Below are 16,575 nucleotides of genomic sequence, written 5' to 3'. Positions count from 1 at the left end.
ACTGAAAATCATTTGAACAGCGAAAACGAGAGTATAAATCGTCGAGCAAAATATTAAAGTTCATTAAATCAGCATTTAAAACATGACGTAATGCTAATTTATGGATTGATATCACCCCTCGCACCCATCGTTTCTCTTACCGCGAACATCTCCCCGTCGAAACATTCCCGGCCAACGCGCGGCCTGCCGAATCAGAATAAAGAACAGCGGGATGTAAAACACGATAAGCGCCGTGGCGGCCAGCATACCGCCGATAACGGCGGTGCCGATGGCGATGCGGCTTTCGGCCCCCGCGCCGCTGGAAAAGGCCATCGGCAGCACGCCCAGGATGAAGGCGATGCTGGTCATCATAATAGGTCTTATCCGCAGGCGCGTGGCTTCCAGCGCGGCGTCCGTCACCGACATGCCTTTGCGCTCCGCCTGTTCGGCGAACTCCACCACCAGAATGGCGTTTTTGGCCGCCAGCCCCATCGTCGTCAGCAGGCCGATTTGCAGGTACACGTCGTTAATCAGGCCGCGCAGGGTCACCGCCGTCACCGCGCCGAACAGGCCCAGCGGAATGACCATCAGCACGGAAAGCGGCACCGACCAGCTTTCATACAGCGCGGCAAGGCACAGAAATACCACTAAAATCGACAGGCCGTAGAGCAGCGTTGCCTGGCCGGACGACAGCCGTTCCTGATACGACAGTCCTGACCAGGCGACGCTGACGCCTGGGATTTCGCGGGCCAGCGCCTCCATGCGGTCCATCGCCTCGCCGGAGCTGAACCCCGCCGCGGCCTGGCCCTGGATTTCATACGCCGGGACGCCGTTGAAGCGTGACAGGCTGGTTGGCGACTGCGCCCAGGCGGTCGTGGTAAAGGCCGCAAGCGACGTCATCTGCCCCTGTTCGCCTCTGACGTACCACTGCGCAAGCGCCTGCGGATCGTCACGCCATTGGGCGTCGCCCTGAACGTATACGCGTTTTACGCGTCCGCGATCGACGAAGTCGTTGACGTAAACCCCACCCCACGCGGCGGAAAGCGTGTCGTTTACGCTTTGCTGGCCTAGCCCGAGCACCGACAGCTTCAGCGGATCGCTGTTCACCTGGAGAGTGGCAATATCGGGCAGGTCGACGGGCCGGACGGCGCTTAACATAGCATCGGCCTGCGCCGCCGCCAGCAGCCTGTCGCGCGCCTCGCGAAATGCCTGCGCGGAGAGGCCGCTGCTGTTGAGCAGCTCAAAGGTGAAGCCGCCCGTATCCCCCAGGCCGCGAATCGGGGCCGGGAGTAATGCAAATACCCGCGCGTCCTGATAGCCCGCAAATTCGCCAGAAATACGCTTCACGATGCTTTCCGCGCCGTCGCGTTCGTTCTGCCGCTGCGCCCAGTCGGCCAGGCTGACGAAGCCCATGCCGGTATTCTGCCCGCCGGTCGCGCCCCCGCCGCTGACCGAAAAGACGGTTTCAGCGTTTTTGGCTTCCGCCGTCAGGAGATACTCATCGAGCTGATTTTGCACCTCGGCCGTGCGGCCAAGCGTCGCGCCTCCCGGCAGGCGGTACTGGAGCATCACGCGCCCCTGATCTTCGGCGGGCAAGAAGCCGGACGGCAGGCGTAAAAACAGCCACAGGAATCCCGCCGTTATCAGCAGATACAGGCCGATCGCCAGCCAGCGCCAGGCAATCACCGCGCGTACCGTGCGTAAAAACCAGGCCAGAACCGCCATCGAGACGCGCGCCGCCTGCTCCCCCATCGCTGACCGCTCCCGGCTTAAAGCACCGTTGCCGGCCTGCACCGGTGGCAGCGTTGGCCGGTGAGATTTGAGCAGGGTCGTCGTCAGCGCCGGGCTTAAAATCAGCGCCACAAAGACGGACAGCACCATGGCGGTGACGATGGTTAACGAAAACTGGCGATAGATAACCCCGGTCGAGCCGCCGAAAAAGGCCATCGGCACGAAGACCGCCGACAGCACCAGCGCGATGGCAACCAGCGCCATGCCGATTTCTGACATCGAGCGCAGGGTGGCTTCACGCGGCGTGATGCCCGGGTTTTCCGCCATGATGCGCTCGACGTTTTCGACCACCACGATGGCATCGTCCACCAGCAGGCCGATGGACAGCACCAGCGCGAACAGCGTCATGGTGTTGATAGAAAACCCCGCCAGCCACAGCACGGCAAAGGTGCCCAACAGCACGACGGGAACCGCCACGCCCGGGATGAAGGCTGCCCGCCAGCTCCTGAGAAACAGGAAGATAACCAGCACCACCAGCGCAATCGCCTCGAGCAGCGTTTTTACCACTTCGTTAATCGACAGTTCGATAAAACGCGTGCTGTCGTTGGCAAAAACGAGCTTCAGCCCCGGCGGGAAGTCGCGGGCGACGCGCTGCGCCTCGGCCTTGACCAACTCCGCCGTCGTCAGCGCATCCGCCGACGGGGAAAGCATAATGGAGATCCCCGCGCTGGGGTGGCGGTTAATGCGCGCAAGAGCGTCGTAGTTTTCCGCGCCAAGCTCAATTCTGGCGACGTCGCCGAGCCGGACGGCGGAGCCGCTGCTTTGCGTTTTAAGGATGATGCCGCGAAACTGCTCCGGCGTTCGCAGTCGGGACTGCGCGCTGACCAACGCGTTAAGCATCTGGCCCGCGGGCTGCGGCTGTGCGCCAATCTGGCCTGCCGCCACCTCGGCGTTTTGGCTGCGGATGGCCGCGATGACGTCGGCGGGAACGAGCTGAAAGCTGCGCAGTTTTATCGGGTCAAGCCAGACGCGCATCGCATACTGCGTGCCGTAAACGTCCGTGTCGCCCACGCCCGGCACGCGGCCCAGCACGTCCTGTAGCGACGAGGTGACATAGTCCGCCACGTCGATGTTGGTCATAGTGTCGGTTTCGTCATAGACCCCGACGATCAGCAGGCTATCGGGGTTCGCTTTGCGCACCTCGACGCCCTGCTGCTGCACCTCCTGCGGCAGGCGGGAGAGCACCTGCTGAACCTGGTTTTGCACCTGCACCTGCGCAATGTCGCTGTCCACGCCGTTGCTGAAGGTCACGTTAAGCGTGACGCGGCCGCGCGAGCTGGACGACGCGCTGAAATAAAGCAGGTTATCGATGCCGACCAGCGACTGCTCGATGACCTGGGTAACGCTATTTTGAATGGTTTCCGCCGACGCGCCGGGATAGCTGGTGCGGATGGTGATTTGCGGCGGCGCGACGTTGGGGTATTGCTCAACCGGCAGTTGGCTAATGGCGATAACGCCCGCCAGCATCACCACGATGGCGATGACCCAGGCGAATATCGGACGGTCAACGAAGATTTTTGACAGCATGGTTCTAGCTCCCGCTCGGTAAACGACGTTGATGAGAAGCCGTTTGCGGCTCGCTGGCTTCGTCTTCGGCACTCACCGCGCCGCCGGAGCGGACGCGCACCAGCCCTTTCGTCAGCACTTTGTCCCCGGCCCGCAGCCCGCCGGTGACGATCCAGTCCTGCTGCCAGGTGCCCTGCGTAACGACGGGCTTCAGCGAAACCCTGCTCTGCGCGTCAAGCAGATAAACCATCGGCTCGCCTTTGGCATCCCGCTGCATGGCCGCCTGCGGCACCAGGAAAACCTGCTCAAGGGTGGAGCGCGACAGCGAAGCCTGGGCAAACATGCCGGGCAGCAGAACGTTATCGGGATTGGGGAAGCGGGCGCGCAGGGTGACCGAACCGGTTTCGGCATCGACCGTCGCTTCGGAAAACTCAAGCGAACCCTGCTTGTCGTACGCAACGCCGCCGTCGAGCGTGAGCCGTACCGGGACGCGATCCGCAGCCGTGGCGTTTGCCTGCTGGCGCAGCGCCAGCATCTGGCCGGTGGTCTGTTGGATATCGACATATATCGGGTCGAGCTGCTGAATGGTCGCCAGCGCCTCCGCCTGATTCGCGGTGACCAGCGCGCCTGGCGTATAGAAAGAGCGGCCAATCCGCCCGCCAATCGGCGCGGTAACGGTTGCAAACTCCAGATTGATTTTTGCCGTCTCAAGCATGGCCGCAGCCTGCGCTATCGCCGCCCTGGCCTGCTGGGCGTTAGCCACCGCCGTGGTGTAATCCTGCTGGCTTATGCTGTGGGTTTTCACCAGCGGCGCATAGCGCGCCTCCAGCGCATTCGCCGCAGAAGCGCTGGCGCGCGTCATTTGCAGATTGGCCTCGGCCTGCTTCACCGCAGCGCTGTACAAACGCGGGTCGAGCCGGTAGAGCGGCTGGCCTTTGGCAACCACGTCGCCCTCGTTAAACAGGCGTTCCATGATGATGCCGTTCACCTGCGGCCGAACGCCGGAGGTCTGCCAGGCCACCACGCGGCCCGAAAGCTGCTCCATTCGTGGAATGCTGACCGCCTGCATCTGACGGAAAGCGACCTGGGGAAGCGCTGCGCCACCGGCGGGGGCCGTGGATACAGGCTGCGCGTCGCACCCTGCTAATAGAAGTGCGGAAACGAACCACAAGAGGCTTCTTGTGCCGCGCCCGACGGTGTGTGGATTAATGTTCATGTCTGCCTGTTCCCTTAATTCGCCATGACGCAGCCCGGACCGCATCCCTTCATTCCCCCCACTGTATGACGGCAGATTTAACGCTTAATTAGCAAAAAATTAGCTGAGAATGAGCAAGCAAACTAACCGGGAATAATTCTGCGCTAAGAATCCTCGCGTAGACTGGCGGACAAACATCACGGATGAGGAAAAAACCATGCGAATACTGCTCGTTGAAGACGACGCCATGATCGGCGCTAACTTAAAAAGCGCGCTGGAAGGCGTCGGCTGGTCGGTCGACTGGGTGAAGGACGGCGTGCTGGCGTTCAGCGCCTGGACCGACGGCGACTACACCTGCGTACTGCTGGATCTGGGCCTGCCGCTCGATGACGGGATTCAGGTTTTGCGCAAGGTCAGAGCAACTGGTGACACCACGCCGGTGCTGATTCTCACGGCCCGCGACAGCATTGAAGACCGCATCAAGGGTCTGGACACCGGCGCGGATGATTATCTGCTTAAGCCTTTTGATTTTCAGGAGGCCCAGGCGCGCATCCGGGCGATAATTCGCCGCCACCACAGCGTCGCCGAGTCGACGATCGGCACGCCCTATCTCCAGCTGGATATGGCAACGCGCGAAGTGGCGATCGACGACCGCAGGGAGCAGCTCACGGCCCGCGAATACGCGCTGCTTTACGCCCTGCTGGAAAGGCCGGGCGCCATTTTGTCACGCGAGCAGCTTGAAAACCGCATTTACGGCTGGGGCGAAGAGGTCACCAGCAACGCCGTCGACGTTTTGATTCACGGGATGCGCCGCAAGCTGGGCAATGAATTTATCAGCAACGTTCGCGGGCTGGGCTGGCGGGTGCGCGTCGCATGATAAAAAGACGTCTACATTTTGCGACCCGCTCGCTGCGCAACAAGCTGCTTGTCGGGCTGGCCCTGATACACCTGCTGACCATCGGCAGCGTGGTCTGGTATTTCTACGCCAGCTACAACACGTTAATGGAAACCATCAAGGACGATCAGCTGCAAAGCCTGGCGAGCGCCTACGCCAGCAACAACCAGATCCCCGCCCTCGCCGTTAGCGAAAACGTCAGCCCGAATAAAAAGGAGGGCTATATCGTGCAGATTTGGGACCGCAGGGGCGAGCTGAAGGCCAGCAGCTGGCCGAAAATGGCGATTCCCCTTCAGCCAAAGCCCGGCCTTTATACACTGCATATGGGCACGCAGAACGAACGGCTTTGGCGGGTCTATAGCCTGCGAGGGGGCGCGAACAGCGAGATCGGCACGGTGCAGGTGATTCACAGCATTGACTATATGCGCCAGCTTATCGTGCGCCGCGCCCTGTCTGCGATAGTGCCTTTGGTGCTGCTTTTCCCGCTCTCGTTTGGCGTGCTGTGGTGGGTGGTCTGGCGCGTGTCGCGCAACCTGAAAAACGTCTCGCAGCTTATCGCCTCGCAGGATATTCACAGCGCTTCGCCGCTGCCGGTGCAAAGCGTGCCGGAAGAGATATCGCCGATTGTCGAAGCCTATAACAGCGTGCTGGAACGATTGAGAAAGGCGATTGAGAGCCAGCACCATTTCCTGCAGGACTCGGCCCACGAACTGCGCACGCCGATTACCGCTATCAGCCTGCAAATGGAAAACCTGCGCCAGCACATTGCGCCGGGCGCGGCCAGCGAGCGCTTTACGCAGCTTGAGGCCGGGGTGGTCAGAGCCCGCGGCCTGGTCGGGCAGCTGCTGAGCCTGACCCGCCAGCAGGGCATCGAACCTAAAGACGGTCACGTCGAGCCCGTCGATATCCGCTACATGCTAAAAGAAAGCATCGAGCATCTGATGGTGCTGGCCGACAGCCGCAGGATTGACGTCGGCTTTAGCGGCGAGGGGGATTTCACCCTCGAAGCCAACCGCTCGGCGCTGCGCAGCCTGTTCGATAACCTGATCGGCAACGCCATGCGCCATACCCCGCCGGGCAGCATCGTCGATGTGATTCTAAAATCGCAGGGCAGCGGCGCTACCGTTGAGATCCGCGATAACGGCCCCGGCATTCCGGAAGAAGAAATTCACCGCGCCTTTGACCGATTCTCGCGCTTTAGCACCAGCGATACGCCAGGCAGCGGCCTGGGCCTGGCCATCGTGAAAAGCATCGCCGCGCGCTACGGGCTGAAGGTCGAATTAGCGAACTGCTACAGCGGAAGCCGGATTGTGGGGTTGTGCGCAAGGGTCACGCTATGAGCAGACGTTGGCGGGCAGGCGCTGACGCCCGCCGCCTCAAAACGACTTAGATTTCGGTCAGCGTCTGGCTCAGCGGCAGACGGGACTTCGGCAGCGCGGCGTTGAAGTCCTCGACGCTGCGATAGCCGATCGGCACGATCACGAGGCTGGTGAAGCCCTTCTCGCGCAGGCCAAACTCTTCGTCGAGGATCTTCGCGTCGAAGCCTTCGATCGGCACCGCGTCGATGTTCAGCGCGGACACGCCCAGCAGAAAGTTGCCGACGTTAAGATAAACCTGCTTTTCCATCCAGTGCTGCGCGTCTTTGAGATCGAAGCGGTGGATGTTGGCAAAGTAAGAGCGGCCCTTGTGCTGCCCTTCCATCGCCTGCTGGCTGGCAAAGCGCCCGTCGGCGTTTTCCTGCTCCAGCAGCGTGTTCAGGTGCGCCTCGTCCATCGCGGTTTTCGCGCAGAAAACGACGACGTGGGAAGCGTCCAGCACCTTGCGTTCGTTGAACACGTAAAAGCCCGCGGTCGCTTTGGCGATGCGCGCTTTGCCTTCGTCGCTGGCGGCCAGAATAAAGTGCCACGGCTGCGAGTTGGTGCTCGACGGGCTGAGGCGCAGAAGGTTTTTCACCTTTTCGATATCGTCGGCGCTGATTTTTTTTGTCGCATCAAAAGCCTTGGTGGAATAGCGTGAGGACGCCGCATCAATAATATTCATGATTTTTCCCTGAGTTAGTTAACATGGGCCGCAGGAGATGCTTCCCGATAGAAGCCGTTTGTCTATGTTACAAGTACGGCGGCCCCCAAGAAACAGTCCTTAAAAAACAACACTTATACTCGGAGAGTGAAAATGCTCAGGCTGGAAGACCTCACTTTGTTCGTCCGGGCGGCGGCGCTCAATAGCTTTAGCGAAACCGCACGCGAGGCGGGTTTGCAGCCTGCGCAGGTGAGCACCGCCATCAAGCGGCTGGAGAAAATCCTCAACGTGCGCCTGTTTGCCCGCTCAACGCGCAGCCTGCGGCTTACGCCCGAAGGGGAAAACTGGCTGCCCTACGCCATTCAGGCGCTGCAGGCGCTTGAAGCAGGCTATGAGCAGATCCGCCCCGCCAGCGACGAGGTGCGCGGCGTGCTGCAAATCGCCGTGCCCTCGGATCTTGGCCGCAACCTGCTGCTGTCCATTTTTCAGAAATTCAGGGCGCAGCACCCCGCTTTGCAACTCAGAGTGCTTTTTTCCGATCAGGTGACCGACGTGTTCAAAGATCCGGTGGACGTCGCCTTTCGCTACGGCGTCAACGACGACGCCAGCTATGTCGCCCTGCCCCTTGCGCCCAACAATCGACGTATCCTGGTAGCGTCGCCCGCGTATATTGAGCGCCACGGCGAGCCAAAAACCCTGGCCGAGCTTGCGCAACACAATGCGCTCACCTATGTGCTGCGCGGGCGGCTGTTCGACAAATGGACGCTGACGCAGGACGGCAATCTGCACCACATCGCGGTGAAAGGCAGCATGATGAGCGACGATGCGGAGGTGATTCACCGCCTCGCCGTCAGCGGTGAAGGCATCGCGTTTAAGTCGTGGCTGGACGTCAGCGAGGACGTAGCGGCGGGCCGCCTGAAGGTGCTTCTTCCGCAGTATCAGGGGGACGTGGTGCCGCTGAATCTGATTTGCCCGCACCGTAAACAGCTTTCTGCCACGGTGCGGCTGCTGCATGAAATGGTGAAGCAGCGCTGCGACGCGCTGCTTGCAACCCTTCCCACGCGGAACTAGACGGTTGGAGGGATCTCGACGGATTCCTCTTCCCTTTTAATGCGAGGATATTTTTTAAGCCAGCGCCCGCTGACCATGCGCCAGTAGAAGAAGGCGCCGCGCACCGCCCAGTCGAGGAACATCCCCAGCCAGACGCCCACCACGCCCATCCCTAGCACGATACCCAGCGTATAGCCCGCCACCACGCGGCAGCCCCACATGCCGAGCATCGAAACCCACATCGCAAAGCGGGCGTCGCGCGCGCCCTTAAGCCCCGCCGGCAGCACCCAGGAAGCCGCCCAAATTGGCATAAACGCGGCGTTCAGCCAGAGCAGCACCTTCACCACCTCTTTTACGTCATCTTCATGCGTGTAGAACGAGGCGAACAGCCCGGCGAACGGCGCGGTGCCCCAGGCGATAATCGTCAGCCCTAGGGTTGAAAGCCAGAATACGTGGCGCAGCTGGCGTTCGGCCTGGCCAATCTGCCCTTTACCCAGACGCCTGCCGACGATGATCGTGGAGGCGGAACCAAGGGCGTTCCCCGGCAGGTTTATCAACGCCGCCACCGAGAAGGCAATAAAGTTACCGGCGATGACGTTGGTGCCCATCCCGGCGACGAACATCTGCGTCAGCAGCTTGCCGCCGTTAAACAGCACCGATTCGATGCTGGCGGGCAGGCCGATCCCCAGCACTTCCCAAAGAATGTTGAGCTTGAGCGGCGTGAAGTAGCTGCGCAGCGAGATGCGCAACGCGGGGTTAAAGCCAATCATCAGCACGTAGATAATACCGATCGCGCCGATATAGCGGGAGATGGTCAGCCCAAGTCCGGCGCCGACGAAGCCCATCCCCTGCCAGCCGAACAGCCCGTAAATCAGCACGCTGCTGATCATAATGTTTAGAATGTTCATGCCGCCGTTGATCAACAGCGGAATCTTCGTGTTGCCCGCCCCGCGCAGCGCGCCGCTGCCGATAAGCGCGATGGCCGCCGCCGGGTAGCTCCAGACCGTGGTTTGCAGGTAGGAAAGCGCCAGCGCTTTAACCTCGGGCGTCGCATCCCCGGCGATGACATCAACAATGTGCTCACCGGCCAGATGGATGCCGATAGCGAGGAATACCGCAATGATCGTCATCAGCACCAGCGACTGGCGGGCCGCGGCGCGCGCGCGTTTGGGGTCGAGCTTGCCGAGGCTAAAGGCCACCACCACCGTGGTCCCCAAATCGACGGCGGCAAAGAACGCCATGATCACCATGTTAAAGCTGTCGGCAAGGCCCACGCCCGCCATCGCCTCTTTGCCCAGCCAGCTTACCAGGAAGGTGCTGAGCACCCCCATCATCAACACACAGGTATTTTCCAGAAAGATGGGCACGGCAAGGGGGGTAATTTCGCGCCAGAAAAGGACGCGATAGCTTTTTCTGTTTGCGTACCAACGTGTTTTCTCAACGCGCCGACGGAGTGCGGGATGTAAGTTCAAGAGTGACCTGTGAGAGAAGTGAAACCACATTTCAAATAATGATTTACAAACGCTTATCCTGCAAAGGATTTTTCGAACTTTCTGGTACAAAAAGCCAACAAAGCGTTGAAAGAACCCGCAAACGATTCGATAAATCCGATTTTGTCTTTGACAAACGGGGGGCACTCGCTAAGATACGCATCACTACGATTCCTCTGTAGTTCAGTCGGTAGAACGGCGGACTGTTAATCCGTATGTCACTGGTTCGAGTCCAGTCAGAGGAGCCAAATTAGAGAAGCCCGCTTAAGGAAACTTAAGCGGGCTTTTTGCATTTGGCTTTTACCAATCAGCCACCGCTCCCTACGGGATAAGTAAAAAGTTCTAACCCAAACGACGTACACAATAATACTTTTGCCCTAATTAAGTTTGATTTTCTGATATATCTTACAGGCCCAGTTTTTAGCAACTATGATCAATAAAGGAACGTTATTATTCGAGGCATCTATGTTTCTTAACTACTTTGCTCTCGCCGTGCTTATTCTGGTATTTCTTATTATATTTTATGGAATTATCATTCTTCACGACATTCCCTACCTGATCGCTAAGTCTCGTAACCATCCCCACGCGGATGCGATACACGTTGCCGGCTGGGTTAGCCTATTTACCCTCCATGTGATTTGGCCTTTTTTATGGATATGGGCGACGTTATATCGCCCGGAACGCGGCTGGGGAATGCAGGGCCAGCAGGACACCGTTACCGAGCTGCAACAGCGCGTCGCAAAACTTGAGCAACAGCTAAACGAGCGTCAAACACCACCGCTGGAGTAATATCATGGATTTACTCATTATTTTGACCTACGTTGCTTTTGCCTGGGCCATATTTAAAATATTTAAAATCCCCATCAATAAATGGACGGTGCCCACCGCAGCGTTAGGGGGTGTCTTTTTAATTAGCGCACTCATCTTATTAATGAATTACAACCATCCTTATACTTTAATGGCGCAAAAAGCAGTCATTGCTATTCCTATTACGCCGCAGGTAACCGGCGTGGTCAGTGAGGTTATCGAAAATCAAAACCGGCTCATAAAAAAAGGTGACGTTCTTTTTAAATTAGACCCGACGCGCTACGAGGCTCGGGTAAAAAGACTCGAAGCAGATTTCATGACCTCGGTACATAACAATCAGGTGCTTAAAGGCCAGTTAGACGAGGCGGTTGCCAATACCACGCGCGTCACCGCCGAGCGCGACCGCTTGTACAAAGATTATCAACGCTACCTGAAAGGAAGCCGCGCAACCGTCAACCCTTTTTCGGAAAGAGATATTGATAACGCCCGGCAGAATTTTCTCGCCCAGGATGCGCTGGTGAAAGGCTCGATTGCCGAACAGTCACAAATCAAAAGCCAGCTGGACAGCGTGATTAACGGCGAACAGTCGCAGATCGTCAGCCTCAGGGCTCAGCTTACCGAAGCGCGCTATAACCTGGAGCAAACGGTGATACGCGCGCCGAGCAACGGCTACGTCACCCAGGTGCTTATTCGGCCGGGCAGCTACGCGGCGGCCTTGCCGCTGCGCCCCGTGATGGTATTTATCCCCGAACAAAAACGACAGATTATCGCCCAGTTCAGACAAAACTCGCTGCTGCGCCTGGAGGCGGGTGACGAAGCGGAAGTGGTCTTTAACGCGCTCCCCGGTCAGGTTTTTCAGGGACATTTAACCCAAATTCTGCCCGTCGTGCCTGGCGGTACCTATCAGGCACAGGGAACGCTACAGTCGCTCAACGTGGTTCCGGGCAGCGATGGCGTGCTGGCAGTCATTGAACTTGCTCCAAACGCCGAGGTAGACGCCCTGCCCGACGGGATATTTGCGCAGGTCGCCGTCTATTCCGACCATTTCAGCCATGTGTCGGTGATGCGCAAGGTGCTGCTGCGCATGACCAGCTGGATGCACTATCTCTATTTAGACCATTAGCGAGTGGCTATCGACGGGTAAAGGCTAATCGTCTTTATCCTGGTTTATGTAACCCACAATGGAAACCGCAAATTAGACGACAAAATCGAAATGCGAACCGTCCGGCAGCGCCACGTCGATACGCAGCTTGCCGCCCGCGGCCTCAACGTAGCGCTTCAACGATGAAAGCTTGATGTCACGCCCCGGCCTTTCCATACCGGCCACGGTGGGCTGTTTAACCCCAAGCGCCTGGGCCATTTCTAACTGCGTTTTCTGCACTCTTTCGCGCAGCTCGGCAAGGCGAATATCAAGCAGCATTTCATCTGCCATCGCCCGCGCGGCGGCGACAACCTGTGGATCTTCTTCTGCAAGATATTCTTCCAACGTAATGGTCATTTCATCACTCCTTAGTTTGTTCAGCCCGCAGATGTGCAGTGTATTCCCTTTCGGCAATGGGAATCATGACCTGGTAGAAGCGTTTTTCGTTTCCGACTTTATTACCCGCACAGAGAAGAATTCCTGTACGCCAGGGATCAAAAGCAAAGAAGGCCCTTAGCGGCTGCCCCTTACTTTGGATTCGCAGCTCTTTTAGATTCCCGTAACGAGATCCCTTGAGCGAATCGGCATAAGGCCTTGAGAGCATTGGCCCGGCCTCTTGCAGCCAAAAGACGCTTGCTAAGACCGAAGCTCTATCAGCTTGATCCAACGAACTCAGCCAGACTTTGAACCTGTCAGTCATTTTAATCGACCACACACAACCTCCCTGCAATATAGGTCAAAAGCTATATAGGTGCAAACCTATAATCGCAGGGTAAAACGCTGCCGCCCGGTTTGCATGTGCGAGTTCAACCAGGCTCGAGGCGGCTTCCAGGATTTATTTCAACGTTGCATCGTGACATTGCCTTCTGCGGCGCGCGCCGCAAATAAAAAAGCCCGCTTAGATTGCGCTAAGCGGGCTTTTACGAGCGGCTAACTATTTACTGCGGCTGGCGATAATCTGCTCGGCCACGTTGCGCGGCGCTTCCGCGTAGTGGTGGAACTCCATGCTGTAGGTTGCGCGGCCCTGCGACATGGATCGCAGCGTTGTCGAGTAGCCGAACATTTCCGAAAGCGGGACGTCCGCGCGGATGATGTGGCTGCCAAAGCGTTCATCCATGCCCTGCACCATGCCGCGTCGGGACGAGAGGTCGCCCATCACGTTACCGGCATACTCTTCCGGAGTTTCCACCTCAACGTGCATTACCGGTTCCAGAATCACCGGGTCGGCGCGCTTCGCCCCTTCCTTGAAGCCAAAGATCGCCGCCATACGGAAGGCCATCTCCGAGGAGTCCACGTCGTGATACGACCCAAAGGTCAGCGTCACCTTAACGTCCACCACCGGATAGCCCGCCAGCACGCCGTTGCCCAGCGCCTCGCGAATCCCCTTCTCAACCGAAGGAATGAACTCGCGCGGTACCACCCCGCCCTTGGTAGCATCTTCAAAAGCAAATCCTTTGCCCGCCTCAAGCGGTTCGAGCGTCAGCACAACGTGGCCGTACTGCCCTTTACCGCCCGACTGGCGCACAAATTTGCCTTCCACCTCTTTCACCGTTTTACGCAACGTTTCGCGGTAGGTAACCTGCGGACGCCCGATATTCGCCTCCACGCCAAACTCGCGCTTCATGCGGTCAACGATGATTTCCAGATGCAGCTCGCCCATGCCGGAAATAATCGTCTGGCCGGACTCTTCGTCGGTATGCAGCCGGAACGACGGATCTTCCGAAGCCAGGCGCTGCAGCGCGATGCCCATACGCTCCTGATCCGCCTTGGTTTTTGGCTCGATGGCGAGCGAAATTACCGGTTCCGGAAACTCCATGCGCTCGAGCATAACCACGGCGTTGGGGTCGCACAGCGTATCGCCGGTCGTCACGTCTTTAAGCCCGACGCAGGCGGCAATGTCGCCCGCCCGCAGCTCGTCCACCTCGTGGCGGTCGTTGGCATGCATCTGCACGATACGCCCGATACGTTCCTTCTTGCCCTTCACCGGGTTGTACACCGAATCGCCTTTTTTAAGCACGCCGGAGTAGACGCGGATAAACGTCAGCTGCCCAACGTACGGATCGGTCATCAGCTTAAACGCCAGCGCGGACAGCGGCTCGCCGTCGTCCGGATGGCGCTCAACGGTTTGCCCCTTCTCATCAATGCCTTTGATGGACGGGATATCCAGCGGCGACGGCATTAGCTCAACGACCGCGTCGAGCATCCGCTGCACGCCTTTATTCTTGAAGGCGCTGCCGCAGAGCACCGGCTGGATCTCACCGGCGACGGTCCGCACGCGCAGGCCAGCGACGATTTCATCTTCGCTAAGCTCGCCCGTTTCGAGATATTTATCCATCAGCGCTTCGTTGGCCTCTGCCGCCGCCGAAACCATTTTCTCACGCCATTTCTGCGCGGTAGAAACCAATTCTTGCGGCACCGGGGCGTAGCTAAACGTCATGCCCTGAGTGGCGTCGTCCCATAAAATGGCGCGCATTTTGATGAGATCCACCACGCCGGTGAAGTGGTCTTCCGCACCAATGGGGATGACGATCGGCACCGGGTTGGCCTTCAGGCGGTCAGTCATCATCTGCACCACGCGGAAGAAGTCTGCCCCCGGGCGGTCCATTTTGTTGACGAACGCGAGGCGCGGCACGTGGTATTTGTTAGCCTGTCGCCACACGGTTTCAGACTGCGGCTGCACGCCGCCCACGGAGTCATAAACCATTACCGCGCCGTCCAGCACGCGCATGGATCGTTCCACCTCAATGGTGAAGTCGACGTGTCCCGGCGTATCGATGATATTGATCCGGTGCGGCTCAAAGCCGTGATCCATGCCGGGCCAGAAGCAGCTCACCGCCGCGGAGGTAATGGTGATCCCGCGCTCCTGCTCCTGCGCCATCCAGTCTGTCGTTGCTGCGCCATCGTGAACTTCACCCAGTTTGTGGCTCATGCCGGTATAAAACAGGATGCGCTCGGTGGTGGTCGTCTTGCCGGCATCGATGTGGGCGGAAATACCAATGTTGCGATAGCGTTCGAGAGGGATGGGTCGGGGCATGATGCGTCCTTAGTCCGTTGACTGTGAGCGGCCGGTATTGGCCGCGTTTGTTTGGTTCGCGATCATCATAGTACAACTGTACGAGTATATTCGAACTATTTTAGCTATAGTTTATGTCGATAGCTGACTTGCCCCCAGACTTTGGCTATATTACCGGGCCGCTACAGCCACCGCCGATACAGGAAGAGTATGATCGCCAATCACCCCGAACGAGAACAAATTCGCCTGGAAAATGTGCTATTTGCGCTCGGCAACCCTTTGCGGCTTGATATCGTCCGAACGCTGGCCGACGGCGGCGAGCAGGCGTGCGGCACGCTGCGCAAGGACGTAGCGAAATCCACCATGACGCACCACTGGCGCGTTTTGCGCGACAGCGGCGTTATCTGGCAGCGCCCGCAGGGGCGAGAGAATCTGATTTCGCTTCGGCAGGAAGATTTGGACGCGCGCTTCCCGGGCCTGCTGGAAACGCTTTTACGGGTGATGCGGGAAGAAGAGTGACACTCCGGCGGGTGGCGCTTCGCTTACCCGCCCTACAAAAGCCAATTCGTAGGTTTGATAAGCGAAGCGCCATCAAACATTCCGCCGGGTAGCACTTCGCTACAGGGCGATATTACTGCCTGCCAGCGTTCCCATCTGGTTATACATCGCGCAGGCTGCGTCAACGATATGCATCGCCAGCGCCGCGCCGCTCCCTTCGCCCAGGCGCATACCCATTTGCAGGTAAGGTTCCAGCTCAAGATGCTGTAGGGCAATCTGTGCGCCCTTCTCGGCCGACAGGTGGGAAGGAATGAGATAATCGCGCACGCCCGGCGCGATGGCGCAGGCGGCCAGCGCCGAGGCGTATGACAGGAAGCCGTCCAGCACCACCGGTAAACCCGCCGCCGCCGCGCCCAGCATGACCCCCGTCATACCGACCAGATCGAAGCCGCCGACTTTTGCCAGCACGTCGATACCGTCTTTGTCATCCGGCTGGTTTACCTCTAACGCCTGGCGTACCACGGCGACCTTGTGGGCCATTTTGTCGCTCGGCAGATTCGCGCCCATGCCCACCGTTTCCAGCGGATCGCTATGGGTAAACACGCTGACCATCGCCGCCGCAGGCGTGGTATTCGCCATTCCCAGCTCGCCGACGCCGAATAGCTTCACGCCTTCCGCCGCTTTTGCCAGGGTGAGCTTTGCCGTTGCCAGAAGCAGATCTTCAGCCTGCTGGCGGCCCATCGCCGGGCCGTGGGCGATATTGCCGCAGCCGCGCGCCACCTTCATGTTCAGCACGCCGGGCAGCGGCTCGCAGTCCACGCCAACGTCGACAACCGTCACCTCGGCGCCCGCAAGCGCGCCCAGCACGCACACGCCCGTATTGTGGCGAGTCATATTCATGGTCTGAATCGCCGTCACCACCTGCGGCGCAACCGCCACGCCTTCAGCATAGACGCCGTGGTCGGCGCACATCACCAGAATGGCCTTACGCGCGGTGTCCAGGCCGTCTTTCATCCCCGGCATGCCCGCCAGCTGCACGGCCAGGGATTCGAGCCGCCCGAGGCTGCCCTGCGGTTTTAACAGACCGTCGATGTGCTGCTGCGCGCCCGCCATTGCCTTGCCGTCGAGCGGGGCAATGGCCGCCAGCAGTGAAGCCAGTGTTTGCATCTTTTTATTCTCTGAGTGTTGGGC

Annotated in this window: 14 protein-coding genes and 1 tRNA gene; 7 read left to right on the top strand and 8 right to left on the bottom strand. The window is 59.0% G+C overall.

What is annotated here, in order from left to right:
- Nucleotides 1-111 precede the first annotated feature (111 nt).
- Nucleotides 112-3,297, bottom strand: coding sequence for a multidrug efflux RND transporter permease subunit (locus ACSPHG_RS08415; protein ID WP_435953030.1), 3,186 nt, complete (start codon nt 3,295-3,297; stop codon nt 112-114).
- 4 nt (nt 3,298-3,301) lie between these two features.
- Complete coding sequence (locus ACSPHG_RS08410; protein ID WP_435953029.1) at nt 3,302-4,492, bottom strand: efflux RND transporter periplasmic adaptor subunit; 1,191 nt, start codon at nt 4,490-4,492, stop codon at nt 3,302-3,304.
- 196 nt (nt 4,493-4,688) lie between these two features.
- Between ACSPHG_RS08410 and ACSPHG_RS08405 the strand changes: the two genes are divergently transcribed.
- Nucleotides 4,689-5,348, top strand: coding sequence for a response regulator (locus ACSPHG_RS08405; protein WP_435953028.1), 660 nt, complete (start codon nt 4,689-4,691; stop codon nt 5,346-5,348).
- Nucleotides 5,345-6,706, top strand: coding sequence for a sensor histidine kinase (locus tag ACSPHG_RS08400; RefSeq protein ID WP_435953027.1), 1,362 nt, complete (start codon nt 5,345-5,347; stop codon nt 6,704-6,706). The genes ACSPHG_RS08405 and ACSPHG_RS08400 overlap by 4 nt, the downstream gene beginning before the upstream one ends.
- A gap of 46 nt (nt 6,707-6,752) precedes the next feature.
- On the opposite strand, the gene nfsB is transcribed toward ACSPHG_RS08400, so the two are convergent.
- The gene (gene nfsB, locus ACSPHG_RS08395; protein ID WP_435953026.1) at nt 6,753-7,406 is read right to left on the bottom strand and encodes an oxygen-insensitive NAD(P)H nitroreductase; all 654 of its coding nucleotides are present in this window, start codon (nt 7,404-7,406) and stop codon (nt 6,753-6,755) included.
- A gap of 132 nt (nt 7,407-7,538) precedes the next feature.
- Between nfsB and ACSPHG_RS08390 the strand changes: the two genes are divergently transcribed.
- Complete coding sequence (locus ACSPHG_RS08390) at nt 7,539-8,456, top strand: LysR family transcriptional regulator (protein WP_435953025.1); 918 nt, start codon at nt 7,539-7,541, stop codon at nt 8,454-8,456.
- On the opposite strand, the gene ACSPHG_RS08385 is transcribed toward ACSPHG_RS08390, so the two are convergent.
- Nucleotides 8,453-9,907 carry an EmmdR/YeeO family multidrug/toxin efflux MATE transporter gene (locus tag ACSPHG_RS08385; protein WP_435953024.1) on the bottom strand — a complete coding sequence of 485 codons (1,455 nt, stop codon included), beginning with the start codon at nt 9,905-9,907 and terminating at the stop codon, nt 8,453-8,455. The genes ACSPHG_RS08390 and ACSPHG_RS08385 overlap by 4 nt on opposite strands.
- A gap of 190 nt (nt 9,908-10,097) precedes the next feature.
- On the opposite strand from ACSPHG_RS08385, the gene ACSPHG_RS08380 reads away from it, so the two are divergent.
- The 3 genes from ACSPHG_RS08380 to ACSPHG_RS08370 all read left to right on the top strand — a co-directional run bounded on the left by ACSPHG_RS08380 (nt 10,098) and on the right by ACSPHG_RS08370 (nt 11,855).
- A tRNA-Asn gene (locus ACSPHG_RS08380) sits at nt 10,098-10,173 on the top strand.
- A 217-nt stretch (nt 10,174-10,390) separates the two neighbouring features.
- Entirely contained in the window at nt 10,391-10,714 is a 324-nt protein-coding gene (locus ACSPHG_RS08375) for a DUF3302 domain-containing protein (RefSeq protein WP_435955976.1), read from the top strand.
- 4 nt (nt 10,715-10,718) lie between these two features.
- Nucleotides 10,719-11,855: an HlyD family secretion protein gene (locus tag ACSPHG_RS08370; RefSeq protein ID WP_435953023.1), complete on the top strand. Its 1,137-nt coding sequence runs from the start codon at nt 10,719-10,721 to the stop codon at nt 11,853-11,855.
- 72 nt (nt 11,856-11,927) lie between these two features.
- Here the strand turns inward: ACSPHG_RS08370 and proR are convergent, their stop codons facing one another.
- From proR to fusA, 3 genes are all read right to left on the bottom strand, one after another.
- The gene (gene proR / locus ACSPHG_RS08365; protein WP_435953022.1) at nt 11,928-12,230 is read right to left on the bottom strand and encodes a transcriptional regulator ProR; all 303 of its coding nucleotides are present in this window, start codon (nt 12,228-12,230) and stop codon (nt 11,928-11,930) included.
- 4 nt (nt 12,231-12,234) lie between these two features.
- Nucleotides 12,235-12,588: a type II toxin-antitoxin system RelE/ParE family toxin gene (locus tag ACSPHG_RS08360; RefSeq protein ID WP_435953021.1), complete on the bottom strand. Its 354-nt coding sequence runs from the start codon at nt 12,586-12,588 to the stop codon at nt 12,235-12,237.
- Nucleotides 12,589-12,807: 219 nt separating this feature from the next.
- A complete protein-coding gene (fusA, locus tag ACSPHG_RS08355; protein WP_435953020.1) occupies nt 12,808-14,907 on the bottom strand; it encodes an elongation factor G in 2,100 nt (699 codons plus the stop codon).
- A gap of 189 nt (nt 14,908-15,096) precedes the next feature.
- Here fusA and ACSPHG_RS08350 point away from each other — a divergent pair, with 189 nt between their 5' ends.
- Nucleotides 15,097-15,405, top strand: coding sequence for an ArsR/SmtB family transcription factor (locus tag ACSPHG_RS08350; protein WP_435953019.1), 309 nt, complete (start codon nt 15,097-15,099; stop codon nt 15,403-15,405).
- Between the two features lie 99 nt (nt 15,406-15,504).
- Here ACSPHG_RS08350 and cobT read toward each other — a convergent pair whose 3' ends face one another.
- Nucleotides 15,505-16,551: a nicotinate-nucleotide--dimethylbenzimidazole phosphoribosyltransferase gene (gene cobT, locus ACSPHG_RS08345; RefSeq protein ID WP_435953018.1), complete on the bottom strand. Its 1,047-nt coding sequence runs from the start codon at nt 16,549-16,551 to the stop codon at nt 15,505-15,507.
- Nucleotides 16,552-16,575 lie beyond the last annotated feature (24 nt).

This window comes from Dryocola baronae, assembly GCF_051297175.1.
Lineage (GTDB): Bacteria > Pseudomonadota > Gammaproteobacteria > Enterobacterales > Enterobacteriaceae > Dryocola.
This window is presented reverse-complemented; position numbering and strand designations above follow the sequence as displayed.

Bases quoted from the DNA above. Each gene is read 5' to 3' on its own strand.
- ACSPHG_RS08415 (WP_435953030.1), bottom strand. From the start codon at position 3,297: ATGCTGTCAAAAATCTTCGTTGACCGTCCGATATTCGCCTGGGTCATC.
- ACSPHG_RS08410 (WP_435953029.1), bottom strand. From the start codon at position 4,492: ATGAACATTAATCCACACACCGTCGGGCGCGGCACAAGAAGCCTCTTG.
- ACSPHG_RS08405 (WP_435953028.1), top strand. From the start codon at position 4,689: ATGCGAATACTGCTCGTTGAAGACGACGCCATGATCGGCGCTAACTTA.
- ACSPHG_RS08400 (WP_435953027.1), top strand. From the start codon at position 5,345: ATGATAAAAAGACGTCTACATTTTGCGACCCGCTCGCTGCGCAACAAG.
- nfsB (WP_435953026.1), bottom strand. From the start codon at position 7,406: ATGAATATTATTGATGCGGCGTCCTCACGCTATTCCACCAAGGCTTTT.
- ACSPHG_RS08390 (WP_435953025.1), top strand. From the start codon at position 7,539: ATGCTCAGGCTGGAAGACCTCACTTTGTTCGTCCGGGCGGCGGCGCTC.
- ACSPHG_RS08375 (WP_435955976.1), top strand. From the start codon at position 10,391: ATGTTTCTTAACTACTTTGCTCTCGCCGTGCTTATTCTGGTATTTCTT.
- ACSPHG_RS08370 (WP_435953023.1), top strand. From the start codon at position 10,719: ATGGATTTACTCATTATTTTGACCTACGTTGCTTTTGCCTGGGCCATA.
- proR (WP_435953022.1), bottom strand. From the start codon at position 12,230: ATGACCATTACGTTGGAAGAATATCTTGCAGAAGAAGATCCACAGGTT.
- fusA (WP_435953020.1), bottom strand. From the start codon at position 14,907: ATGCCCCGACCCATCCCTCTCGAACGCTATCGCAACATTGGTATTTCC.
- ACSPHG_RS08350 (WP_435953019.1), top strand. From the start codon at position 15,097: ATGATCGCCAATCACCCCGAACGAGAACAAATTCGCCTGGAAAATGTG.
- cobT (WP_435953018.1), bottom strand. From the start codon at position 16,551: ATGCAAACACTGGCTTCACTGCTGGCGGCCATTGCCCCGCTCGACGGC.